The following is a 22825-nucleotide window of genomic DNA, read 5'->3' as shown; positions in this document are numbered from 1 at the left end:
ATAGGGGCGCACGGCCGTGCGCCCCAACATGTTTGCCCAACCTGTGCGCCCCGACCATGCGCGCTTCTACGCGCGGCCGGTGGTGACGATGGCGACGCCGATCAGGACGGCCGCGCCGCCGGCCGCCTGCACCAGCGTCGGCTGGATGCCGAACAGCCCGAGTGACCAAAGAATCGCCACGACCGGGCTCAATGTCAACACCAGCGAGAAGACCGAGACCGGCATCCGCCGCAGCGTCAGGTAGTACAGCGACCGGCTGACGACCACGTCCAGCGTGCCGGTGAACACGACGAGCCCCCAGCCGGCCGGCTCGGCGGGTCCGCGCACGATGCCCTGCGCCAGCGCGCCGATGAAGAGGAACGCCGTCATCGTTGTTACGCGCCACAAGAAGAACTCGACGAAGTCGATGGGGCCGCCGTAGCGCTTGGTGATCGCGGCGTGCAGCGCATACAGGAACGTGCTGACGAGCACGAGCATTGCGCCTGCGCGCAAGTAGTCGCCCGGCTGGAAGGTGATAATGCCGACGCCCACGAGGCAGACCAGCGCACCGATCACCTGCCGCCATGCCAGCTTTTCGCGCAGCCAGATGACGCCGATCAGCACGCCGTAGATCACGGCGGTCTGCTGCAATAGCGAGGCGGTGCCCGGATCGATATAGAACACGGCCGTGTACGAGAGCGCGGTGCTCAGCGCCGGGAGCGAGCCGATCGTGAGGAAGAATCCGAGGTGCTTGCGCAACGTCTGGATTCGCAGCTTGCCCTGCGAAGCGGCGTAGACGATCATGATGACCGATGCGGTGCCGGTCACGAGCATGGCAGACGTCGTCGCCGGCAGGATGCCGGAGAGCGCGCGCGCGAACACGAAATGCAGGCCATCCACGGCCAGCAGGGCGGTGACCAGCAGCGGGACGGTGCGGTTGACAGTCGGGGAGTTCATCGGGACGTTCCGTTCTCGTTGGATGCGTGCAGGTGAAGGATGCGCCATGCGTCGCCGTTGCGGCGCAGGACGAAACTGCGGCGGCCGAGGCGCGCATCGCGCAGGTGGCACGTGACGAGCGCGGCATCGCCCCAGCTCTGCGCCTGCACGTCGGAAACCGGCAGGTCGATGTGATCAAGCCCCCGCGCGCGGGCGCGCTCGATCACGCGCGCGAATCCGGCGCGGATCGCGTCGCGGCCGGCCAGCCGCTCGGCGTGGTGCGCGGTCGGAAAGAAGCTGGTGGCATCCGCGTCAAAGCAGGCGATCATCGCGTCGAGATCCATACGCGCGAAGGCTGCGAGGAAACTATCTACGGTCGTTTGTGCATTCATGCCGGATTGTGTACACTTTCACACATGCAATTCGCGTCTGCGATTTCGCGCGGGGCGCGCGACTACCTGTCGCACGTGCGCAACTTCAGCCCCAATGCGCGCTACTTCCTCATCGCCAGCCTGTTCAACGGGCTGGTCTACAGCGTCTACAGCCTGCTGTTCAACTTCTACCTGGTCAGCCTCGGCTACCAGCAGGACTTCCTCGGTCTCTCGGCCAGCTTGAACCAACTGGTCGTGCTGCTGGCCTCGCTGCCGGGCGGCATGCTCGGCAACCGGATCGGCCGCCGCAACACGCTGCTGATCGGCATGGCCGGGAACATGCTCTCGTTCGTCGGCATGGTGCTGTTCACCAGTCAGGCCGGTTTGCTGCTGTCCAGCAGCCTGTATGGCGCGACCTTCGCCATCCTGATCGTGATGGGTTCGCCGTTCCTGATGGACAACAGCCGCCCGGCCGAGCGCCAGCACCTGTTCAGCATCTACGCCGCGATCAGCGCCGCGGCGGGCATGCTGGGCGGCTTCATCGGCGGCAACTTCCCGTCGCTGGCCGCTGGGTTCCTCGGCGTCGGCGCGCAGGCGCCGCAGGCGTATCAATCGGCGCTACTGGCCGTCATCGCGCTGCAGATGGTCGGCGTGCTGCCGCTGCTGCGCGTGCGCACAGTGGCCGGCGGCGAGAAGCGTGTGATGGCGAGCCCGCTCTCAGGCATACGCCAAGAACGGCGCCTGTTGCTGCGCCTGTTCTTGCCGGTCTTCGTGCTGTCGATCGGCGCCGGCCTGCTGATGCCGTTCGCCGGCGTCTTCATCCGCTCGCAGTACAATGCCAGCGACGCGCAGGTCGGACTGGTCTTCTCGCTCACGGCGGTCGTCTGCAGCACGGCGATCGCGTTCGGGCCGCTGACCGCTGCGCGCTTCGGCAAGATCCGCGCCGTCATCATCGAGGAAGCGCTGAGCGTCCCGATGCTGCTGCTGGCCGGCTTCTCGCCGTGGTTCGAGCTCGGCGTATTCGGCTGGCTGATGCGCATGGCGTTCATGCAGATGAACGGCCCGATCTTCAACACCTACCTGATGGAAGTGCTGCAGCCGGAAACGCGCACAACCGCCGCCAGCCTGAACCACATGATCTGGACCTTCGGCTCGGTGGTCTGCCCGGTGTTCGCCGGACTGATCCAGGTGCGCTATGGCTGGTCGCCGCTGGTGCTCGGCATGGCCGCGCTGTACGTGACCGGCATCGCCCTCAACTACAGCTTCTTTTGGAAGAGCGGCGCCGAACCGGCGGCCTGATGTGCGCATGAGCAATCTGTCCGCCGCCGTGTCGCGCGGCCTGCGCAACTACGGAATGCATCTGGCCGGGTTCAGCCGCAATGCGCGACTTTACCTGCTGGGCGCGTTCATCACCAGCATCGGCCTGCGGATCGTCGATGTCGTCTTTAATTTCTACCTGGTCAGCCTGGGTCACCGCGCGGATTTCGTCGGGCAAATGGCCAGCCTGCTGCAAGGCGTCATCTTCGTCATCGCGCTGCCCGCCAGCATTATCGCGGTGCGCATCGGGCTGCGGCGCGCGCTGGCCGTCTCGACCGTACTGATCGCGGCGGCGTTGTTCGGCCTGACGCTCGTCGTTGCGCCGGAAGGGATCGCGCTGATGTTGGTGCTGTACGGCGCGGGCCTGGCGATCATGGTCGTCGCGATGCTGCCGTTCCTGATGGAGAACAGCACGCCGGCCGAGCGCACTCACCTGTTCAGCATGAACCAGGCGGCCGTGATCGGCGCGGGCTTCGCCGGCGGATTCATCGGCGGGAACGCGCCGCAGTGGGCCGCGTCGCTCGGCGGCTTCCACGCCGACTCGCCGCAGGCGTATCAGGAGGCGCTGGCGGTGGCGGCGTGCTTCGTACTCGTCTCGCTGGGCGGGCTGGTGCTCATGTCGCCCGGACATAGCGGCCGCGCACAGGTGGCGCGCCGCGCCTTCTCCGGCGTGCGGGCCGACTGGCGGCTGATCGTCAAGATCCTGATCCCTAACCTGCTGATCAGCCTCGGCGCGGGCCTGCTGATCCCGTTCAACAACCTGTTTGCGCGCACCCGCTATGCGCTGACCGATGCGCAGGTCGGCACCATCTTCGCGCTGATGTCGTTGATGGGCGGCATCGCCATTGTGACCGGGCCGGTGCTGGCCAACCGCTTTGGCCGCATCCGCACGGTAGTGTTGACACAGGCGGTCAGCGTCGTGATGCTCGTGCTGCTCGGCTTCTCGCCGTGGGCATGGCTTGGCCTGCTGGCCTTCATGCTGCGTCCGGGACTGATGCAGATGAGCGGCCCGTTGTTCGATGCGTTTAGCATGGAGCACGTGCACGAAGACGCGCGCGCCTCGCTGTCCAGTTTAAACCAGATGATGTGGACATTCGGCATGATGGTCGCGTCGCCGCTGTCCGGCCGCGTGCAGCTTGAGTACGGCTGGGAGCCGATTATCGCCGTGATGACCGCAGCGTACGTGCTCGGCATCGGCCTGCAGTACGTTTTCTTCGCCCGGCAGGACACGCGCACGGCCTGAGTCGAAACCCAACACCCAACACAAAGTCACAAAGGCACCAAGAGCACCTTAACACAGGTTTTTCTTTGTGTCTCCGTGTCTTTGTGTTGGGTTTGTTTGAACTCTACGGCTTCGCCATCCAGCGCGCTACGATGGCGGTCGAGAGCGTGCGGCCGCCGGACTGCTCGGCCAGCGTCAACTCGCTCGGCCAGATATGCCCGCCGCGCTTGCGGCCCATCGCGTCGTTGAGCAGGTTCGCCAGCGTCACCGATGAGACGTCCATCGCATAGCCGGTGATCGTGACGAACAGCGGCGTGTCCGACAGCAGCGCGACGCTCGCTTCGAGCAGCGCCGGGAAGTCGTCGGCGAACTTCCACACCTCGCCCTTGGGGCCGCGCCCGAACGATGGCGGGTCCATCACCAGCGCGTCGTAGCGCACGCCGCGCCGCGCTTCGCGCCGCGCGTACTTCAGCGCGTCTTCCACGATCCAGCGCACCGGCCGGTCGTCGAGCCCGGAGGCGGTCTGGTTCTCGCGCGCCCAGTCCGACGCCCACTTCGAAGCGTCCACATAGGTCACGCTGGCGCCGGCGGCCGCGCACGATAGCGCGGCGAGGCCGGTGTAGCCGAACAGCGTCAGCACGTTGATCGGGCGGGCGGCCGCCTCGATCTGTGCGCGCATCCAGTCCCACAGCGCGGCCTGCTCCGGGAATACGCCGGTGTGCTTGAATGGCGTCAGCCGCGCGTAGAAGACGAGATCGCGGTGACGCAGCGCCCACTGCGCCGGGAGCTTCTTGCGCGTGTGCCAGCGCTCCTTCTCCTCGCCGTGCTGGTAGGTGGCGTCGGCCTGCGCCCAGGCGGATTCGGGCAGGCGCCGATGCCAGATCGCTTCCGAATCGGGGCGCGCCAAGGTGTGCGGACCGAAGCGCTCCAGCCGCATGCCCTCGCCGGAGTCAAGGAGCGCATAGTCGCGCCAGCCGTCCGGTGACAGGAGCTCGATCATCCGAGCGCCTGCCGTAGTTGCGCGACGGAGTCGGGCAGGGCATCGGGGCCGAGGAATCCGTGGATCATGCCGATGTAGCGCTTCTGCACGACCGGCACGCCGGCCTGCTTGAGCCGCTCGGCGTACTGCTCGCCCTCGTCGCGCAGCGGGTCGAGCTCGGCAGTCTGCACGAACGCGGGCGGCAGCCCGGCCAGGCTCTGCGCGCGCAGCGGAGAGGCGTACGGGTGCGCGCCATCGGCCGGATCCTTCAGATAGCGCTCCCAGAACCACTTCATCGCGGCGGTCGTCAGCATGTAGCCCTCGGCGTTGTCGCGGTACGAGGCGGTGCTGAAGAAGTGATTGGTGACCGGCACGATCAGCAGTTGGAACTTGAGCGCGGGGCCGTTGCGGTCGCGCGCCATCTGGCAGACGACGGCGGCCAGGTTGCCGCCCGCGCTGGCGCCCGCCACGGCGATGCGCGATGCATCGCCGCCGAACGACGCGGCGTTGCGCGCCACCCAGACCAGCGCGGCGTAGCAGTCCTCGGGGGCGGCCGGGAAGCGATCCTCGGGGCCGTGCCGGTAGTTGGACGATACGACGATGTAGCCGCTGGCGTTGGTCAATGCGCGGCAGTAGAAGTCCACCACGTCGAGGTTGCCGAGCACCCACCCGCCGCCATGATAGTACACGACGACCGGGAACGGGCCATCGCCGGCCGGGCGATAGATGCGAATATCCACCTCGGCATCGTGGGTCTTGATCGTGCGGTTTTCGACGTGCGCGACCGGCTCGCCGGGGCCGAGCAGCTTCGTCACGCGCATGGACTGTTCGCGCGCCGCTTCGGGCGTCAGTTCGTTGGTCGGTATGACGCCCCACGCTTCACGCTGCTTCATGAATGCGGCGGCATCGGGATGCAAGGGCATATAGTCTCCTCTATTTGGAATCAGCCGTGGTATCCCGCCCATTATACCTGAAACGGATGGCGCGGCGCGTGCATGGGCGCTTGGGGTACACCCAAGAACTGTCAGGATCACGTAGGGGCGCACCGGCGTGTGCGCCCGCCTGACACGCTGCGGGCCGACACGCAGGTCGGCCCCTACCATATACGCACGGGTCCGACTTGGCAGGTATTCCCCGAGTGCTTCAGCGTCTTGCCGCCGCGCGCATTTGCCGCTATATTAGGCGCATCCATCCAACCACAGGAGAGTTCCATGCCGGACATTCCGCTCAACGAATATCGCGTCGCCAACGAGGCCGAGTTGGCCACGCCCGCGTTGCTGATCTACCCGAAGCTGGTCGAGCACAACGTCAAGGTCACGCTGAAGTTCTGCGACGGCGACGTCAACCGCTGGCGCCCGCACGTCAAGACGGTCAAGCTCGGCTCGGTGATGAAGCAGTACCTGGGCCTCGGCATCCAGCAGTTCAAGTGCGCGACGACGCTCGAACTGGAGACGCTGTGCAAGGTCGGTGCGCCCGACGCGCTGCTCTCGTTTGCCGTCGTCGGCGCCAATGCGCGGCGCGTGCGCGCGCTGGCCGAGCAGTATCCGCAGACGCGCATTAGCGTGCTGCTCGAATCGGAGGCGCAGGTCGCGCAGTGGCGCGGCGCGCACGTCGGCGTGTTCATCGACGTGAACCCGGGCATGAATCGCAGCGGCCTGGCGGTCGGCCTGCGCGGCCAACTGGAGCCGATCATCCGTGCGGTACGCAACGCCGGATTGGAGTTTCGCGGCCTGCACTGGTACGACGGGCACCGCAACCAGAAGGATATGGCCGAACGCGAAAAGCTGGCGCATGCCGACTACGACGCGCTGCTGGGTCTCGTCGCCGGGCTGGAGCGGTCGGGCATCACAATTCCGGAAGTCATCACGGCGGGCACACCGGCGTTCCCGGTCTCGCTCTCGTACAAGCCGTTCGGCGACGCAACGTTCGTGCACCGCATCTCGCCGGGCACGGTCGGTTTCCACGATACAACGACGATGGAGGTCCTGCCGCAGTCGCTTGGCTTCGACTATAAGCCGGCCGCGGTCGTGATGGCGGCGGTCATCAGCCGGCCGACGCCGACGCGCGTGACGGCCGACGGCGGGCACAAGGCGGTCTCGGCCGACGCGGGCGTGCCGACCTGCGCGGTGATCGGGCACGGCGCGTGGAGGCCGGCCGGTCCCAGCGAGGAGCACCTGCCGATCGACTTGCCGGAAGGCGAGAAGCTGCCGGAGATCGGCGAGAACCTCTACCTGGTGCCGCGCCACGTCTGCCCGACGGTGAATCTGCACGACTACGCGCTGCTGGTGGTGGACGGCAAGGTGACGGGCATGGAGCGCATGGCCGCGCGCGGCCACGACGCGCCGCTGCCGGGATAAGGCACTCGGAAACTCACCACAGAGACACAGAGGCACAGAGACACAAAGGAAAACCAATCTGATTTCTTTGTGCCTTTGTGTCTTGGTGTTTTGTTCTGAATCACAAGAAAGGCCCTCTGGGTTTCGACAACCCGGAGGGCCTTTCCGATATTCCGTGCGGCCGGTAGGTGTAGCCACCTGCTATTCTGTACCGCGCGCTGGCTCGAGGTAGTCTATGATGCGCAACTCGTCGTTGATACTGCAATGCGCCGGATTCCAGACGAGCATGCTTCGACTGCGGTCAATCTCGTATTTCTCGCGCTCTTCGGCTGGCGCATTGAAGAGTGTCGGTATCCACCAAAGCGGCATAGAGATACGGCGACCGTCGGTCAAATCGACGTGGATGTATTCCGCGTCAAATTGCACAGCATGAATGTGCGCTTCGCGTGGAAACGTGTAGGCCGAAACCGGGTATTGCGCGTGGTAACGTGTTCCGTCTCTCATGGTGCCATCGCAATTCGGATTGAGCGAGCCATGCTCGCTAGAAATGTCATGCTGAACGCGAAGGTCGCACGATCGGCCTATGGCACGCCTCACGCGCGAAGCATCTGAATTGCGGCATACAAGATGCTTCGCGCCACCGGCGGGTTGTACGCCGCCGGTCTTGCCTCCGCGCTCAGCATGACAACCCTTTTCAGGCGCGCACGCGTTACGACAATGCTAGCCCCTTTTCTGCGTTCTCCGCGTCCTCTGCGGTAGAACTTTCCTATGCGAACAGGTTCTCGTACTGCGCCGACTGCTTCAGCATCTCGGACTGCTCGAACAGGTTCATCGGCATGAACGTCTCGGCGGCGTTCAGGATGTTGTCAATCAGCCGCACGTCGCCCGCGCTGCACAGGCCGGTCACGCCGTTCTGCGAGAGCGCAAAGCGCATGACATCCCGCTGCGTCGGCGCGTCGTCGAACGGCTCGTACCAGGTGTGGTAGCTGCGCGCGCGCGCGCCCCACGGCCCCTTCGTCCACGCCTTGATGCACATTACGCCGAGGTCGCGCGTGCGCGCCGTCTCCAGCAGGCGCTCGGCGTCGGCGCGGTACGTCTCGTTCGCCCACAGCACCGGGTTCAGCGGGAACAGCACCGAGTCGAAGTCGAAGCGGCTGAGCGCGTGCAGGTGCGTCGCGGCGATGTGCAGGCCGTGGCCGGTGACGCCGAGGTACTTCGTCAGCCCCTGCGCCTTCGCTTCGAGGAACGCCTCGAGCGCGCCGCCGGGGCCGAGCGCCTCGTCGGCGTCCGCGATGCTCTTGAGCGAGTGCATCTGGTAGAGATCGAAGTGGTCGGTCTGCAGGCGGTCGAGCGAGCGGCGCAGTTCGTCCCACGCGCCCTGCTTCGTGCGCTCAGTGGTCTTGCAGCCCAGAAACACGTCTTTGCGGTGTGTCTTCATCCACGGGCCCATGCGCAGTTCGGCCTCGCCGTACGACGGCGCGATGTCGATGTGGTTGACGCCGTGCGCGACCGCCGCCTCGATCGCGCGGTCGGCGTCGGCCTGCGACACCTCGCCGAGCGCTGCTGCGCCGAAGATGATGATCGAACTCTTGTGGTTAGTGCGTCCGAATCGTCGTTTGTCCATGTGTGTCTCCTTGTGTTTAGGAGACCTCACAGGTCCCCCAAGACCTGTGAGGTCTTGATTCCGTGCTACATCTTCCCGGTCAGCCGCCACTGCAAGCGGGTGAGGCCGCCAATCATGCCGGGAATACCCGGCGGCGGGTATGGTACGTACGACTGCAAGCGCGTCACCAGCCCGTCGCGCGTCTCGATCACGAAGATCTGCGGGAACTTGAGCTCCATGCCGCCTTTGAGCACGTGGTGCGTGTCGACCTCGATCACGGCCTTGTCGCCGTCGATCCAGCAGTTGCGGATCGGGAAGCCGAACTTCTGCATGCTGCCCATGCCCCATTCCAGCCCGCGCCGGATGGCGGCCTTGCCGCGCATCTCCGGCTGGGGGTAGTGCGGGTCGTACAACAGCGCGTCGTCGGCGAAGACGGCCATCACCGTCTCCAGGTCTTTGGCCGCGACGGCGGCGAATACGCGTTCGATATAGGTGCGGTCCATGCTGTTGTTCCCCTTGGTTTCTCTGCAGGCGATCGTCGCCTATTTCTCTGTTCGTTGTACGTCGATCAGAACCTGCTCCACGCGCGGCATGATCGCCGGTATGCGATCTGCGATGACCAACCACACCGTCTCCACGTCCACGGCAATGTAATCATGAATCAGCTTGTCACGCATACCCGCCATTTCCCTCCAAAGGGATATCCGGATAGCGATCCCTGATTTCTTGAGGAACGTGCTTGGTCGCCTCGCCGATAACTTCAATCGAGCGCAGAACGGCATACAGCGTCTTTTTGTCGCGCTCGAAGCGCTCCCTGGGCATGCCGGTCACGAACTCCTCCGTATTCCGCATGTTCTCGAGAATGTCTCGTAAGTAAAGCGAAATCTTGCGGTTCACAGCGCCACCGCCTCGTTGATAATGATGTCTCGCAGTTCTGCCCGCAGGCTCCGCTTCGGCACCAGGTCAACCTTCATGCCCAGCAGGTCGCTCAAATACAGCTCTGCGCCAACCAGTTCGAACAGGCTGATGGGACGCACGATGTCCGCCAGGAGGTCCACATCACTGTCAGTCCTCGCTTCACCGCGAACCTGTGATCCGAAGATGCCGACGACCGCGACCCCGTACCGCTCGGCGAGTAGGCCGCGTTGCTCTCGCAAATCCCTCTTGATTTCATCCAGGGTCTTCATTTTTTCGCCAATGTGTTATGCAACTTGTCGCAAGGCCAGCTTTCGCTCTTGGTCGCCATGCTTGCCCTCGTACTCTATTATGCAGTCAATCTCAATTCTGATACCAGTCCGCCACAAAATAGTTGCGTGTGCCCGGCTGCCCGCACTTGTCCGCCCCGGACGAAACGCCAGCCAGATCGGACGAGATCGGGTCGTCGCTATTCTTTGCGCTGATGAAGACGTGCCACTCGAAGTCCTGCGCGCGTTTCGGAAAGTCGGCGTCCCATTGCCCGTCCGACCATTGCGGGAAGTCCCGATAGAGTCCTGGATAGGCGTACGGGCCGCCGCCGTCGCCTTTGATCCAGAGGTGCATGATCGCGGCCTTGGCCTGCCCGGTCACCGGCGTGCCGTCTTTGTGGCGTACCATCCCGACGATGTGCGTGCCGTTGAGCCACGTGCATTCGTTGGCATCGAACGGACGGCCGCTGTTGACCCAGCGCGCGACGAGCGGGAACGGCGGCACCGGCGTGTTCGTGGGGACGGGCGTGTTGGTCGGCGGACGCGGTGTGGAGGTGAGCGTCGGCGGGCGCGGCGTAAACGTCAGCGTGGGCGGCCGGCGCGTGAAGGTTGCCGTTGGGGGCCGGCGCGTCGGCGTGCTGGTGCCGGTTGCGGTGGCGGCCGGCGTTTGCGTCACCGTACTGGTGGCGGTCGGCGTGCTGGTGCCCGTGGCGGTCGGCAGCGGCACGAGCGTGAGTGTTGCCTCGACGGTCGGCGTCGGCAGTGCCCGCACGATCTCGGTCGGGCGCGGGCGCGGCGGCGTGGCCGTGGGCCGCAGCGAGGCGAGGTCGTCCGGCGTGCAGGCCGTCGCCAGCACGATGACCGTCCACAGCAGTACCGTCAACCAGCGATGCATCGCCTGCTTCCTTTCGTTAGCGCGTGACCCAGTCAACGACAAAGTAGTTCTTCGTGCCGGGTTGCCCGCACTTGTCGACCGCCGAGGCGACGGCGCTCAGATCGCTGGAGATGCTCGCGTCGCTACCCTTAGCGCTGATAAAAATGTGCCACTCGAAGTCCTGCGCCCGTTTTGGGAATTCGGCGTCCCAGCGGCCGTCGTTCCAGTTTGGGAAGTCGCGGTACAGTCCCGGGTAGGCGAAGATGCCGCCGTTGTCGCCTTTGATCCAGAGGTGCATGGCGGCGGTGCGGATCGCGCCGGTGACCACGCTGCCGTCGGCGCGCTTGACCTGCCCGCCGATGTGCGTGCCGTTCGGAAAGGTTGCGCACTCGTTGGCGTCATACGGGCGGCCCGCGTTGACCCAGTTGTGGGTCAGCGGGAATTCGGGCACGGGTGTATTGGTCGGGGCAGGCGGCGCGGTCGCGGTGAAGGTCAGCGTCGGCGGGCGACGTGTGAACGTCGCGCTCGGCACGCTGGTATTGGTCGCGGTCGGCGGCACGCTGGTTGGCGTCGACGTGCCGGTGGCGGTTGGAACCGCTGTCGGCGTCTCGGTCGGCGTGGGCGTCTCGGTCGGAGTCGCCGTGTTGGTCGGCCGCGGCCGGCGCGTCGGTGCGGGCGTCGGCTCCGGCGCCAGCAAGCCGCCGAAGGAGCAGGCGCTCATGAACAGCATCACACAGGCCAATATCAGATAGGAATTACGTGGTGTCATGGTTGCAGCCATTCCCGCACGGCTGCTTCAAACTCCGCCGGGCGATCCATCGGCACGGAATGACCCGCGCCGGGGATTTCGACCAGCGTGCAGTGCCGGTTCGTTTCGGTCATCTTCTGCGCCGTCTCGGGCGACAGCAGGTCGGACAGGCCGCCGCGCACGAGCAGGGTCGGGCAGGCGATGTTCTGCCACATGCGCCACCAGTCGGCGGTGGTGATCAGCGCATGCGGCGCGTGCTGGCCGCCGGGCGTGCGCAGCTTCTTGTCGTACTTCCACGTCCATTGGCCGTCGGGCAACTGCTTGAGGCTGTGATAGACGCGCGTGCGGTGGTGCTCCAGCGGCGGGCGCTGGTTGACGGCGCGCAACTGCGCGAACGCCTCCTCCGGCGAATCGAACACGTCCTGAGAGTTCTGCCAGCCGTCGCGGATGCGCGTGCCGCCGGCCGTGCTCAACTCCGGCCCGATGTCCACGATCACAAACTTCGCCACCCGCGCCGGCTCACGGTTCAGGTAGACCATGCTGTTGCGCGCGCCCATCGAGTGCGCGACGAGCGTGATCTGGTGCAGGTCGAGCGCGGCGATGAACTCGCGCAGATCGCTGACCGAGTGCTCCGTGCCGTACTCGTCGGCCCAGTCGCTGTCGCCGTGGCCGCGCTGGTCGAGCGCAATCACGCGGAAGCGACGCGCCATCGATTCGGCGAACACATCCCAGGTCAGCGCGTGCCCGCTGAAGCCGTGCACGAGCAGCATGACCGGCGCACCGTCACGCGGCCACTCCAGATAGTGAAAGCGCAGGTTGTTGATGCGGATGAAATGATCGATCACGTAAAAATCCCAAATCTCAAATCCCAAGCCCCAAAAACACCGATCCCGGCGAGCAGAGCGCGACGCTTGAAGCGTTTGGGATTTGGTGTTTGGGATTTGGAGGTTCCATTAGGCGGCGTCCCAGTAGTCAAAGCTCTGCGGCGTTAGTTCGTCGGCTTCGCGCTCGGCCCAGTCGCCGGCCGGGATGTTGCGCCACATGCGCCCGCCGGCTTCCTGCAGGCGCTGCGCCATCTGCTGGATGCTCGGCGCGTTCGGGATGACGCCGTCGCGCATGACGACGCGCCCGTTGACGATAACCGTCTTGACGTCCTCGGCCTGCGCGTTGTAGACGATGTTCTTGGCCGGATCGCGCAGCGGCGACATCCAGAGGCTTTCGGCCTCCCAGATGACGATGTCGGCCTTGGCCCCGGCGCTGATGCGCCCGAGGTCGTCGCGGCCGACGGCGCGCGCGCCGCCGAGCGTCGCCGCGTTGAACATATCGGCGGCGGTGGCGATTTCGGTCTGGCGGTCCATGATCTTGCTGATCACGGCCGCGAACTTCATCGCCTCGATCATCGACTGCGGCGCGGTGTCCGTGCCGAGCGTCATGTTGATGCCCGCCTTCAGGTAGCGCGCGAACGACTCCATAGCGATGCCGCGCCGCGCGAACACCCACGGCGCGTGCGCCACCGAGACGCCGTGCCGCGCCATGATCGCGATGTCGTCGCCGGCAAACTGCGCCCACGCGCCGCCCGCCACGATGATCGCGTGCCCGAGCGAGACGTCGGGGCCGAGGAAGCCGATGCTCTCCAGCCACTCGATCGGCGACAGGCCGTGCCGGTTGACCATCTCGCGAAACTCGTTGACCGACTGCGAGGTGTGCATCTGCACCGGCACGCGCATGCGGGTGGCCGCCTCGCGCGTGCGCTTCAGCAGCGCCTCGCTGCACGTGTCGACCTGCGCCGGTGAGAGGAAGCCCTTGACCAGCCCGCCGTGCGTGCCGTCGTTCTCCTCGATCCACTTGACCGCGCGCTCGAACGCCGCCGTGCCCGCCGCCTCGTCCCAGTGGTACTTGACGGTCTTGCCGTCGTCGGTGTACCAGCGGCCGGAGCGGTACATCGGCCCGATGTAGGCGCGCACGCCGAAGCGCGCCGCCTGCGCCGCCGTGTAGTCGTGCACGTTGCCCATCTCCAGCGCGGTCGTCGTGCCGGTGTGCAGCAGTTCCATCATCGAGAACTCGACGCAGCACTCGGAGGCGGCCTGGTCCTGCGCCGCGCCGCGCGCCGGCAGCATCTCGAACAGGCCGCTGTTGAAGAAGTTGCGCTTGCCGTGGTCCTCGATGAACGATTTGTCGAGCGGCGAGCCGCCCATGTGAATGTGTGTGTCGATGAGGCCGGGCGTCACGAGCTTGCCGGTCGCGTCGATCAGGTGGTCAAGCGTGCCGTCGAATTTCCGGCCGACGTGGATGATGCTGTCGCCCTCATAGACGACGACGCCGTCCTTCAGATAGCGGTGCTGTTTGCCGTCAAAGGCGATGATGTGCGATGCTTTGATCAGTGTGCGTTCGGGGGCCATCGGGTCTCCATGTTAGAGCAAGGCGAGAGAATGACAAGAAGACAAGATGACAGGATGACAGGATGACAAGGTGACGATGCCCGTCAAGAAACGGGGCGCCAGCGATAGCCTGATGCTCACCTAGTCACATTAGATCACAGATTCGAGATCCTTCGCGCGCGCACCGCCCCAAAAGCACAGCGTCTTGCCTTCGCGCTCAGGATGACAAGCCATTGGACTGGCGACTCTGTGATCTCTTGTGTCACCCTGTCACCAAGGCGCCTTGTCATCCGGTCATCTTGTCATCTTGTCATCGTGTCATCTTGTCACGCGCCGTCCCACTCAGCGTAGCTCATCGGCGACATCTGGTCGACGGTGCGGTGGCCCCAGTCGCCCTTCTGCATCGCCGGCCACATGCGCTCGCCGGCAGCCTGCATGCGCTGCGCCAGCGCCCGCATGTCCGGCGCGCCGACCACCACGCCGTCATGCATGACGACGCGGCCATTGACGATCGTGGTGCGGATGTCGCTTGCCTGTGAATTATAGACGATGTTGCGGATCGGGTCGCGCAGCGGGGCCATCGAGTGGCTCGCGCCCTCCCAGATCAGCAGGTCGGCCTTCGCGCCGGGGGCGATCCGCCCGAGGTCGTCGCGGCCGAGCGCCCGCGCGCCGCCCAGCGTCGCCGCGTCGAAGACGTGTGAGGCGCGCATGATCTCGGTCTGCCGCTCGATCAGCTTGGCGAAGATGCTGGCGTAGCGCAGCGACTCGATCATGTTCTGCGGCGCGCTGTCGGTGCCGAGCGTCATGTTGATGCCGGCCTGCATGTACTTATAGAACGACTCCATCGTCACGCCGCGCCGCACGAACACCCAGGGCGCGTGCGCGACCGACACGCCGGTTGACGCCATGATGCCGAGGTCGTCGCCGGCGTAGTTGGCCCACGAATGGCCGCTGATGATAATGGCATGGCCGAGCAATACATCCGGGCCGAGGAAGCCGATGTCGCGCAGCCACTCGATCGGCGTGCAGCCGTTGCGGCGGATCATCTCCTGGAACTCGACCACTGACTGCGAGGTGTGCAGGGTGACCGGCGCCTTCAGCCGGTTGGCCGCCTCGCGCGTGCGCTTGAGCAGCGCTGCCGAGCAGGTGTCCACCTGGCGCGGGGCCAGCAGGGCGTTGACCAGGCCGCCGCGCGTGCCGTGGTTCTTCTCCAGCCACGCGACGCCGTCGTCCATGTCGCGTATGCCTTGCGCTTCGTTCCACTCATACTTGACCGCCTTGCCGTCGTCGCTGTACCAGCGGCCGGAACGGTAGCCCATGCCGACGTAAACGCGGACGCCGTAGCGCGCGGCGGTGTCGGCGGTGTAGTCGTACAGGTCCTTTGGCCCCATCTCGACGACGGTCGTCGTGCCGGTCTGCAAGAGTTCGGCGAACGAGAAGTCGAGGCAGATCTGCATCATCTCCTCGTCCTCGGCTCCGCTGCGGCCGGGCAGCATATCGAATAGTGCGCTGTTGTAGAAGTTGCGCTTGCCGGTGTCCTCGACGAGCGAGCGATCGAGCGGCGACTCGCTCAGGTGCGTGTGTGTGTTGATCATGCCGGGCGTCACCACGCGGCCGGCGGCGTCGATCGTCACGTCGGCGGCGCCGGTCCACGTTTTGCCGACGTGGATGATGCGGTCGCCTTCGATCACGACGACGCCGTCCTTGAGGTGGCGGTGGCGCTTGCCGTCATAGGCGATGATGTGGGAAGCCTTGATGAGGGTGCGGGTGGGGGGCATACGGTTCCTTTCGGGCGAAACAGGATATGTGCCGGGCGTCCTGGGCAGGCTGCTGCTTCGCGTCCATTGTATGCCGCGCGGATGGGGCGTCAAGTTGAAGTGGGCGCGGGCCTGCGATCTGCTACGGGATCGCCAGGCGCGTGCAATGCGCCCCTACGGGCGCCACGTCATGCCGAGGTAGAGACAGGTCTGTGAAGCGCGTTATGACGCCACGCACACGTGAACAGGTCAGAGACCTGTCCCTACGCCCTAAGCAATGGTTGGGCGTGGGTATGCAAGACGCTGACACCCACCGGCGGATGCCGGTGACGAACACGCTCCTCTATTGTAGAATACATTCAGCGAAACCTTCTGGCGTGCCAAAACCGGCCGCCTCTGCTAAACTACGCCTATGCCATTCACGTTTACCACCGCCGCGCAGGTGACTTTACGGGCCGTTGTCGACGCGCTCTGCCTGGTGTACCCGGATGACGGCGAGACGCTGGATGGGTACTCCGCCATGGTCGCCGCGCACAATGTTGACCTGGCGCGCTCGCCGATTACGCTCGACGAGACGGGCGCCGTGGCGGGCATGGTGCTGCTCGGTATGCGCGACCGGCGCGGCTGGTGCTGCGACGTGGCGGTCGTGCCGAGTCATCAGAATCGCGGGCTGGGGCAGGCGCTGATGCGCCGGGCCGATGCCGAGGCGGCGCGCGCCGGTCTGCGCGCGCTGCAACTGGAAGTGCGCGACGATAATGCCCCGGCGCGCCATGTGTACGAGAAGAACGGCTATCGCTACACCCGCCGCCTGCCGTGCTACATCGCGACGCTGGATGGACTCGGCTGGCGCTATATGCGCAGCCCGTCGGGCCTGACCGTTGCGCGCGACGAGTCGGGTGATGCGGTGCGGCGCTGGCACGGCACCCGCTTCGTCGCCGCGCCCCCCTGGGAGCGCGAACTGCCGTCTCTGCTGGCCCGGCGCAACCGGGCCGCGTGGACCGCGCTGTCGGATGGCCGCGAAGTGGCGTGCCTGGCGTGCAGTTGGCCCGACGACCGGCGGCGGCTGAATATCGACCTGCTCGCCCTGACGAACGACACGACCCATACCGATGTGCGCGTGCTGGCTGCCGCCGCGATGCGCGAGACCGGCATCGAGACGCTGCGCATGGGGTTGGAGCCGGCCGACAGCCGCGCGGCCGTCATGCTGCGCGAGTTTGGCTTCCGCGTGGACAAAGATCTCTGGGAAATGATCAAGAACGTGCCGGAATAGTGTACAATCACTGTCTGCGGCCATGGCCGGTATCCAAGGAGCATTCCATGCAAGATATCTACAAGTACATTGACGAGCATCGCAACGACTTCATCGGCCGCGCCCAGAAGCTGGTGCGCCAGCCATCGGTGGCGGCGCAGGGCGTCGGCGTCAAAGAGACGAGCGCGATCGTCATCGCGATGATCGAGTCGGTCGGCGCGAAGGCGCGCCGCATCGAAACCAAAGGCCAGCCGGTCGTGTACGGCGAGTTGGCGGCCAACATGCCGCGCACGCTGTCGCTGTACAACCATTACGACGTGCAGCCCGCCGAGCCGCTCGACCTCTGGCAGCATGACCCGTGGCGCGCCGAAATGCACGACGGCAAGATCTACGGGCGCGGCATCGCCGACGACAAGGGCGACTTTGTGGCGCGCATCTGCGCGATCGAGGCGATCCAGAAGCTGCGCGGCCACATGCCATTGAACATCAAGTTCATCGTCGAGGGCGAAGAGGAGATCGGCTCACCCAATCTCGAGCAGTTCGCGGACGCGAACGCTGCGCTGCTCAAGGCTGACGCGTGCATGTGGGAGGGCGGCGGCAAGAATGCCAACGAAGTGCCGGAGATCGGCCTCGGCGTGAAAGGCATCGCCTACTTCCAGTTGAGTGTGCAGACATCGAACGTCGATATTCACTCGGCGTATGCGGCGATCATCCCGAACGCCGCATGGCGGCTGAACTGGGCGCTGGCGACGCTGAAGGACCAGAAAGAGCGCGTGCAGATCAAGGGCTTCTATGACAAGGTCGTCAAGCCGACGCGCGCCGACCGCGACGCGATGAAGCGTATCAAATCCTCCGAAAAACAGCTCAAGAAGCTGTGGGGCTTCAAGGATTACGTGCTCGGCGTGAAAGGCGACGCGCTGCAAGAGCGGCTGACGTTCCAGCCGACCTGCACCATCTGCGGCGTCTGGAGCGGTTATGCCGGCGCGGGCGTCAAGACGGTGCTGCCCAAAGAGGCGTTTGCCAAGGTCGATTTCCGTCTCGTGCCCGACCAGGACCCGGAAGAAGTCGGCAGACTGCTGCGGCGGCACCTCGACGGCCGCGGCTTCAAGGACGTTAAGGTCGAACTGCTGGCCGCCGAAAGGCCGGCGCGCACGCCGATCGACGCGCCGTTCGCGGCGGTCTGCGCCGAGGCCGTCAAGAAGGTCTGGAACGTCGCGCCGGTCGTCAACCCGATGGTGGCCGGCTCCGGCCCGATGCACGCGCTCGGCGCAAAGTTCGGCATTCCGACGGTCATGCCGGCCGGCATCGGCTATGCCGGGTGCAACGTGCATGCGCCGAACGAAAACGTGCGCGTGGACGACTACATCGCCGGCATCAAATATTTCGCGACGATCTTCATGGACTTCGCGCATTAGCATGAGCGAGCGCCAGCGCATTTCGACCGGCACGCCGTGGGAGTCGATCGCGGGCTACGCGCGTGCCGTGCGCGCCGGCAACCTGATCTGGGTGTCGGGCACGACGGCCAGCGACGAGTCCGGCCGCGTGGTTGCGCCTGGCGACCCGGGCGCGCAGGCGCGCACCATTCTCGACAAGATCGAGCGGACGCTGGCGGCGGCCGGCGCTCGCCTGCCCGACGTGGTGCGCACGCGCATCTATGTGACCGACTACGCGCACTGGGAGCCGGTGGCGCGAGCGCACGGCGAGCGGTTCGCGCAGTACCACCCGGCCAATACGCTCGTCGTCGTGCGCTCGCTGGTGCCGTCCGAGGCACTCGTCGAGATCGAGGCCGACGCATTGATCGGCGAGCCATGAAGTTCAGCATCCGCCTGAACAACGACCTGCCGGTCGAGCGCACCGTCGCGCTGGCGCAGGCGGCCGAGCAGTACGGCTTCGACCAGTTCTGGGTCAGCCACGACCTGTTCCTGCGCTCGGCGTGGGTCATCCTGTCGGCGGTCGCGCAAGCGACGACGCGCATCCGCATCGGCACCGGCATCGTCAACCCGTACACGGCCAACCTTGGCGAGATCGCCATGGGCGCGGTCACGCTCGACGAGTTGTCGGGCGGGCGCTTCAACCTCGGCATCGGCGCGGGGGCGGCCGACTTCCTCGGATGGGTCGGCATCGTCCAGGATGCGCCGCTGACGGCGATGCGCGAATCGCTGGCGGTGCTGCGCCGCCTGTTTGCCGGCGAGCGCGCGGCATACGACGGCCGTTTTGTGCGCGGCTGGACCGACGAGGCGTATCTGCGGGTACCGGCGCGGCCCGTGCCGATCTACGTCGGCGCGATGAGCCCGCGTATGCTCGAACTGATTGGCGAGGCGGCTGACGGCGGCCTGCCACTATTGTTCCCGCCGGAGCACTACGCCAATGTGCAGCCGTTGGTGGCGGCCGGAGCGCACCGCGCCGGGCGCGATGTGGAACAGGTCGACCTGGCGGCGTGTATCTGGTGCTCGGTGTCCGCGGACCGCGCTGCGGCGCTCGACGCGCTGAAAGAGAAGGTCGCCTACTACGGCCATGCGCTAAGCCCGACGATCTACGCGCAGCTTGGGCTGTCGGCGGCCGACTTCGCGCCGATTCGCCAGGCGGTCGTCGTCGAAGATGACCTGCGCAAGGGCAAGCAACTGGTCACGGATGCCATGCTGCGCATCGGCGTCGTGGGCACGGCCCGCGACGTGATTCAACGCCTGGAACGGTTGGCGGCGTTGGGCGCGCGCCATTTCAGTTTCGGCCCGCCGCTCGGCCCCGACCCGCTGGAAGCGGTCGCGGTGATCGGGCGCGAGGTCATACCATATTTTCGCGGTTGAACGGGGCGTCGTGGAGCTGCTCGGAGAGAAACTCGGCAATTACGAGATCGTGCAGTTGATCGCGCAGGGCGGCATGGCGGCGGTGTACCGCGCCAACCAGGTCGCGCTGAATCGCTCGGTCGCGATCAAAGTGCTCTCGGGTCTGAGCGCGGGCGATGAGGTCTTCCGGCAGCGTTTCGACCGGGAGGCCAAGGCCGTCGCGCAACTGAGCCATCCGAACATCGTGCCGATCTACGATTTTGGCAGCGACGATGCGCGCGGCTTGTGGTACATTGTGATGGAGTATGTGCCGGGCGGCAGCCTGCGGGATCTGGTCAGCGGGGCGCCCGGCATCGACGAAGCGACCCGCCTGATCGCGCAGGTGGCCTACGGGCTGGACTATGCGCACACGCACGGCATCATCCACCGCGACATCAAGCCGGGCAACATCCTGCTGACCGAGTTGCACCGCCCGATGCTGACCGACTTCGGGCTGGCGAAAATGGACTCGCACCCGCAGTTCACCGAGGCGGGGCTGACGATCGGCACGCCGGCCTATATGTCGCCGGAGCAGGTGATGGGCGGCGACCTTGACAAACGCAGCGATATCTACTCGCTGGCGATGGTGCTGTACGAACTGCTGACCGGCCGGGCGCCGTTCCGTTCCGACACGCCGCTGGCGCTGCTGCACCAGCAGGTGTACGAGGCGCCGGAGCCGCCGCGCCGGGTGAACCCGCGCATCCCGCGCAAGCTGGAGAAGGTGCTGATGCGCGCGATGAGCAAAGACCGCGAGGGCCGCTACGCGAGCGCCGCCGAGTTCGCCGCCGCGCTGGAGCGCACGCTGGGAGGCAACACCGTCTCGCTGGCCAGCGTGGCCGGCACGCGTGCCATCCCGCCGCCGCCGAAGCACCGGCTGCCCTGGCTGGCCGCGCTGCATCCGGCGCGCATGGCCGCCGCGGCACGCACCGCCGGGGCGCAGGCGGCCGAATGGCTGATGCCGCGTGCGCGGCGTGTCCTCAGCCGGTTGTGGCGCTGGACGTGGCGGGCGGCGCTCGTCGCGGCGATTGTCGCTGTGGCGGTCACGGCTGGCTTGGTGCTGCTGCTCTCGAACTACGCCGAGCGGACGATCAGCGCCAGCCGCGCCGACTGGGGCATCATCGGCGGCGATCAGCCGGTGCTGATGGACCGCGCGCGGGTGGAAGGCGCGGTCGAGCAGTACATGGCGCGCAACGGCCTGACGCTGCTGATGAATAACCCGCAATTGCAGTTAGCCGGCGATGACGCGGCGACCTTGAGCGGCGATGGCATCCTGGGGCCGCTCCGGGTGGATGGACGGGTTTTCGTCATGGGCGGCGCCGTGCAGGTGGAGATCGAGCGCGTCAACGGCTATATGCCGTACGTGTACGGCACGCTGATCTCCGACGGCATCAATCGCGGGTTGCGCACGCTGTTCGCGTCGGGCCCGGTCCGGCTGGAGCATATCGAGGCGGCGCCCGGCACGCTGATTTTTTTCCCGAAGCACCGGACGGCCACCGACCCGGCGCTGGCGCCGTCGCCCACGCCGCGGCCGTAGGATGATGCACCTTCCGGACGATCTGATGAGACGCGCATGGAACTGATCGACAAGCGGTTCGGCAACTACGAAATCGAATCCACGCTGGGGCATGGCGGCATGGCGACCGTCTATCGCGCGCGCCAGGTATCGCTGAACCGCGCGGTCGCGTTCAAGGTGCTGGGCACTTCATTTGCAATGGACCAGACGGTGCGCAAGCGTTTCGAGCAGGAGGCGCTGGCCGTTGCGCAGTTGAGCCACCCGAATATCGTGCCGGTCTACGACTACGGCGACGACGCCGAACTCGGCATCCTGTATATCGTCATGGAGATGGTGACGGGCGGCAGCTTCAGCGGCTTGCGCCACCGGCGTCTCTCACCCGCCGAGATCGTGCCGGCCGTCGCGCAGATCGGCCGCGCGCTCGACTATGCGCACCGGCAGGGCATCGTGCATCGCGACGTGAAGCCGGGCAACATACTGCTGAACAACGACGGCCGGCCGATGCTGACCGATTTTGGCCTGGTGCGCTGGGAGAGCACGTCGCTGCACACGGAGACGGGCATCACGGTCGGCACCCCGACCTATATGTCGCCGGAGCAGGCGCAGGGCGGCGAGTTGGACGGCCGCGCGGACGAGTACTCGCTGGCGATGGTGCTGTACGAGCTGTTGGCCGGCCGGCCGGCCTTCGAAGGCAGCACGGCGGTGGATGTCATGCACCAGATCGTGTATGATCCGCTGCCGCCGCCGCGCCAGTTCAATGCGGCCATCCCGCGCGAACTCGAGAGTGTGCTGCTGCATGCGCTGGCGCGCGACCGGAAGGATCGCTACGCGACCGCCGCCGAGTTTTCCGAGGCGCTGGACAAAACGCTCAAGCGCGCTCGCCCGGCCCCGGTGAACCTGTCCACGCTGGCGGCAGCCAGCCACGCCGAAGAGCACACGATCGGAACCGGCACGCCCTCCACCGCTATCGACGAGCAGACGACGCCATCGACGCCGACCGTGCGCGGCCGGATGCGCCGGGCGGGGGGGCGCGTGCTGGGCGGCGCGGGGCGCGCGCTGCGGATTGCGTTGCTGGCCGTGTTGGCGTTCGGATCGGCGGGCGCGCTGATCGCCGCCAACCTCGGCGCAGGCACCGCCGAGCGGACCCTGGGCGAGTACGGCTGGCCGTGGGGCGACACGCGCGGCGAGCAGCCGAAAGTCTGGGACGAAAGCGAGCTGCTGGCGCAGATGGATCCGTGGCTGGCGGCCAACGGGCTGGGCGGCCTGAGCAACCGACAGGTGCGCATCCTGCCAAACAATGCGATCTTCGTGTATGGCGAGACGCCGTATGCCGCGCTCAGCGTCGAACTGCAGTTGTACGTCATCAGCGGTGCGCTGCAGGTGCGCTGGGAGCACCTGAATGGCGTCACGCCGTTCGTGATCGGCGACATCGTGGCGGCCGGCGCCAATCGCGGCCTGCAACGGGCGTACGCCGGTGCGCCGGCGGCCGTCGAGCGGGTCGAGACGACGTCGGGCCAACTGCTGATGTATTTCAAATCAAAATAGGGATGGGCACGC

Annotated in this window: 22 protein-coding genes and 1 pseudogene; 9 read left to right on the top strand and 14 right to left on the bottom strand. The window is 66.1% G+C overall.

The genetic code is table 11. The features are described 5' to 3' along the window. Positions 1-66 precede the first annotated feature (66 nt). Positions 67-936: a DMT family transporter gene (locus tag HZB53_16560; GenBank protein ID MBI5879260.1), complete on the bottom strand. Its 870-nt coding sequence runs from the start codon at positions 934-936 to the stop codon at positions 67-69. Beyond that, the gene (locus HZB53_16555; GenBank protein MBI5879259.1) at positions 933-1259 is read right to left on the bottom strand and encodes a nuclear transport factor 2 family protein; all 327 of its coding nucleotides are present in this window, start codon (positions 1257-1259) and stop codon (positions 933-935) included. The genes HZB53_16560 and HZB53_16555 overlap by 4 nt, the downstream gene beginning before the upstream one ends. Before the next feature lie 72 nt (positions 1260-1331). On the opposite strand from HZB53_16555, the gene HZB53_16550 reads away from it, so the two are divergent. Beyond that, positions 1332-2585: an MFS transporter gene (locus tag HZB53_16550; GenBank protein ID MBI5879258.1), complete on the top strand. Its 1254-nt coding sequence runs from the start codon at positions 1332-1334 to the stop codon at positions 2583-2585. Positions 2586-2592: 7 nt separating this feature from the next. Then, the gene (locus HZB53_16545) at positions 2593-3846 is read left to right on the top strand and encodes an MFS transporter (GenBank protein ID MBI5879257.1); all 1254 of its coding nucleotides are present in this window, start codon (positions 2593-2595) and stop codon (positions 3844-3846) included. 103 nt (positions 3847-3949) lie between these two features. Here HZB53_16545 and HZB53_16540 read toward each other — a convergent pair whose 3' ends face one another. Together HZB53_16540 and HZB53_16535 are read right to left on the bottom strand one after the other, a co-directional pair. Further along, positions 3950-4825, bottom strand: coding sequence for a class I SAM-dependent methyltransferase (locus HZB53_16540; GenBank protein MBI5879256.1), 876 nt, complete (start codon positions 4823-4825; stop codon positions 3950-3952). After that, entirely contained in the window at positions 4822-5727 is a 906-nt protein-coding gene (locus HZB53_16535; GenBank protein MBI5879255.1) for an alpha/beta hydrolase, read from the bottom strand. Before HZB53_16535 ends, HZB53_16540 begins: the two co-directional genes overlap by 4 nt. A gap of 288 nt (positions 5728-6015) precedes the next feature. Here HZB53_16535 and HZB53_16530 point away from each other — a divergent pair, with 288 nt between their 5' ends. Next, positions 6016-7161: an alanine racemase gene (locus HZB53_16530; GenBank protein MBI5879254.1), complete on the top strand. Its 1146-nt coding sequence runs from the start codon at positions 6016-6018 to the stop codon at positions 7159-7161. 180 nt (positions 7162-7341) lie between these two features. Here the strand turns inward: HZB53_16530 and HZB53_16525 are convergent, their stop codons facing one another. From HZB53_16525 to HZB53_16480, 10 genes and pseudogenes are all read right to left on the bottom strand, one after another. Further along, a complete protein-coding gene (locus HZB53_16525) occupies positions 7342-7644 on the bottom strand; it encodes a DUF2442 domain-containing protein (GenBank protein MBI5879253.1) in 303 nt (100 codons plus the stop codon). A gap of 262 nt (positions 7645-7906) precedes the next feature. Next, positions 7907-8764: an aldo/keto reductase gene (locus HZB53_16520; GenBank protein MBI5879252.1), complete on the bottom strand. Its 858-nt coding sequence runs from the start codon at positions 8762-8764 to the stop codon at positions 7907-7909. A gap of 65 nt (positions 8765-8829) precedes the next feature. Further along, positions 8830-9246 carry a nuclear transport factor 2 family protein gene (locus HZB53_16515; protein MBI5879251.1) on the bottom strand — a complete coding sequence of 139 codons (417 nt, stop codon included), beginning with the start codon at positions 9244-9246 and terminating at the stop codon, positions 8830-8832. 39 nt (positions 9247-9285) lie between these two features. Continuing rightward, positions 9286-9595 (bottom strand): annotated as a pseudogene (locus tag HZB53_16510) (DUF86 domain-containing protein). Positions 9596-9636: 41 nt separating this feature from the next. Further along, positions 9637-9930 carry a nucleotidyltransferase family protein gene (locus HZB53_16505; GenBank protein MBI5879250.1) on the bottom strand — a complete coding sequence of 98 codons (294 nt, stop codon included), beginning with the start codon at positions 9928-9930 and terminating at the stop codon, positions 9637-9639. Positions 9931-10021: 91 nt separating this feature from the next. Continuing rightward, positions 10022-10822: a hypothetical protein gene (locus HZB53_16500; GenBank protein ID MBI5879249.1), complete on the bottom strand. Its 801-nt coding sequence runs from the start codon at positions 10820-10822 to the stop codon at positions 10022-10024. Positions 10823-10838: 16 nt separating this feature from the next. Next, positions 10839-11570 (bottom strand): hypothetical protein, encoded by a 732-nt coding sequence (locus HZB53_16495; GenBank protein ID MBI5879248.1) that lies wholly within the window; start codon positions 11568-11570, stop codon positions 10839-10841. Then, a complete protein-coding gene (locus HZB53_16490; protein MBI5879247.1) occupies positions 11567-12394 on the bottom strand; it encodes an alpha/beta hydrolase in 828 nt (275 codons plus the stop codon). Before HZB53_16490 ends, HZB53_16495 begins: the two co-directional genes overlap by 4 nt. 108 nt (positions 12395-12502) lie before the next feature. Continuing rightward, positions 12503-13948, bottom strand: coding sequence for an amidohydrolase family protein (locus HZB53_16485; GenBank protein MBI5879246.1), 1446 nt, complete (start codon positions 13946-13948; stop codon positions 12503-12505). A 305-nt stretch (positions 13949-14253) separates the two neighbouring features. Continuing rightward, entirely contained in the window at positions 14254-15705 is a 1452-nt protein-coding gene (locus HZB53_16480) for an amidohydrolase family protein (protein MBI5879245.1), read from the bottom strand. Positions 15706-16096: 391 nt separating this feature from the next. Here HZB53_16480 and HZB53_16475 point away from each other — a divergent pair, with 391 nt between their 5' ends. The 6 genes from HZB53_16475 to HZB53_16450 are packed head-to-tail and all read left to right on the top strand — an operon-like array spanning position 16097 to position 22813. Next, a complete protein-coding gene (locus HZB53_16475; protein MBI5879244.1) occupies positions 16097-16954 on the top strand; it encodes a GNAT family N-acetyltransferase in 858 nt (285 codons plus the stop codon). Positions 16955-17001: 47 nt separating this feature from the next. After that, positions 17002-18348 (top strand): M20/M25/M40 family metallo-hydrolase, encoded by a 1347-nt coding sequence (locus HZB53_16470; GenBank protein ID MBI5879243.1) that lies wholly within the window; start codon positions 17002-17004, stop codon positions 18346-18348. Between the two features lies 1 nt (position 18349). Next, a complete protein-coding gene (locus HZB53_16465) occupies positions 18350-18745 on the top strand; it encodes a RidA family protein (protein ID MBI5879242.1) in 396 nt (131 codons plus the stop codon). Continuing rightward, positions 18742-19737: an LLM class flavin-dependent oxidoreductase gene (locus HZB53_16460; protein ID MBI5879241.1), complete on the top strand. Its 996-nt coding sequence runs from the start codon at positions 18742-18744 to the stop codon at positions 19735-19737. Before HZB53_16465 ends, HZB53_16460 begins: the two co-directional genes overlap by 4 nt. Positions 19738-19747: 10 nt before the next feature. Further along, entirely contained in the window at positions 19748-21289 is a 1542-nt protein-coding gene (locus HZB53_16455) for a serine/threonine protein kinase (protein ID MBI5879240.1), read from the top strand. A 36-nt stretch (positions 21290-21325) separates the two neighbouring features. Continuing rightward, positions 21326-22813 (top strand): serine/threonine protein kinase, encoded by a 1488-nt coding sequence (locus HZB53_16450; GenBank protein ID MBI5879239.1) that lies wholly within the window; start codon positions 21326-21328, stop codon positions 22811-22813. Positions 22814-22825: the final 12 nt, after the last annotated feature.

The sequence above is a fragment of the Chloroflexota bacterium genome (assembly GCA_016235055.1).
In the GTDB taxonomy this organism is placed as follows: Bacteria; Chloroflexota; Anaerolineae; order JACRMK01; family JACRMK01; genus JACRMK01.
The sequence above is the reverse complement of the archived record's forward strand: the minus strand, read 5'-3'. Positions and strand labels throughout refer to the sequence as shown.

Bases quoted from the DNA above. Each gene is read 5' to 3' on its own strand.
- HZB53_16520 (MBI5879252.1), bottom strand. From the start codon at position 8,764: ATGGACAAACGACGATTCGGACGCACTAACCACAAGAGTTCGATCATC.
- HZB53_16545 (MBI5879257.1), top strand. From the start codon at position 2,593: ATGAGCAATCTGTCCGCCGCCGTGTCGCGCGGCCTGCGCAACTACGGA.
- HZB53_16450 (MBI5879239.1), top strand. From the start codon at position 21,326: ATGGAACTGATCGACAAGCGGTTCGGCAACTACGAAATCGAATCCACG.
- HZB53_16505 (MBI5879250.1), bottom strand. From the start codon at position 9,930: ATGAAGACCCTGGATGAAATCAAGAGGGATTTGCGAGAGCAACGCGGC.
- HZB53_16480 (MBI5879245.1), bottom strand. From the start codon at position 15,705: ATGCCCCCCACCCGCACCCTCATCAAGGCTTCCCACATCATCGCCTAT.
- HZB53_16535 (MBI5879255.1), bottom strand. From the start codon at position 5,727: ATGCCCTTGCATCCCGATGCCGCCGCATTCATGAAGCAGCGTGAAGCG.
- HZB53_16560 (MBI5879260.1), bottom strand. From the start codon at position 936: ATGAACTCCCCGACTGTCAACCGCACCGTCCCGCTGCTGGTCACCGCC.
- HZB53_16540 (MBI5879256.1), bottom strand. From the start codon at position 4,825: ATGATCGAGCTCCTGTCACCGGACGGCTGGCGCGACTATGCGCTCCTT.
- HZB53_16525 (MBI5879253.1), bottom strand. From the start codon at position 7,644: ATGAGAGACGGAACACGTTACCACGCGCAATACCCGGTTTCGGCCTAC.
- HZB53_16495 (MBI5879248.1), bottom strand. From the start codon at position 11,570: ATGACACCACGTAATTCCTATCTGATATTGGCCTGTGTGATGCTGTTC.
- HZB53_16530 (MBI5879254.1), top strand. From the start codon at position 6,016: ATGCCGGACATTCCGCTCAACGAATATCGCGTCGCCAACGAGGCCGAG.
- HZB53_16470 (MBI5879243.1), top strand. From the start codon at position 17,002: ATGCAAGATATCTACAAGTACATTGACGAGCATCGCAACGACTTCATC.
- HZB53_16465 (MBI5879242.1), top strand. From the start codon at position 18,350: ATGAGCGAGCGCCAGCGCATTTCGACCGGCACGCCGTGGGAGTCGATC.
- HZB53_16485 (MBI5879246.1), bottom strand. From the start codon at position 13,948: ATGGCCCCCGAACGCACACTGATCAAAGCATCGCACATCATCGCCTTT.
- HZB53_16475 (MBI5879244.1), top strand. From the start codon at position 16,097: ATGCCATTCACGTTTACCACCGCCGCGCAGGTGACTTTACGGGCCGTT.
- HZB53_16555 (MBI5879259.1), bottom strand. From the start codon at position 1,259: ATGGATCTCGACGCGATGATCGCCTGCTTTGACGCGGATGCCACCAGC.
- HZB53_16550 (MBI5879258.1), top strand. From the start codon at position 1,332: ATGCAATTCGCGTCTGCGATTTCGCGCGGGGCGCGCGACTACCTGTCG.
- HZB53_16460 (MBI5879241.1), top strand. From the start codon at position 18,742: ATGAAGTTCAGCATCCGCCTGAACAACGACCTGCCGGTCGAGCGCACC.
- HZB53_16515 (MBI5879251.1), bottom strand. From the start codon at position 9,246: ATGGACCGCACCTATATCGAACGCGTATTCGCCGCCGTCGCGGCCAAA.
- HZB53_16500 (MBI5879249.1), bottom strand. From the start codon at position 10,822: ATGCATCGCTGGTTGACGGTACTGCTGTGGACGGTCATCGTGCTGGCG.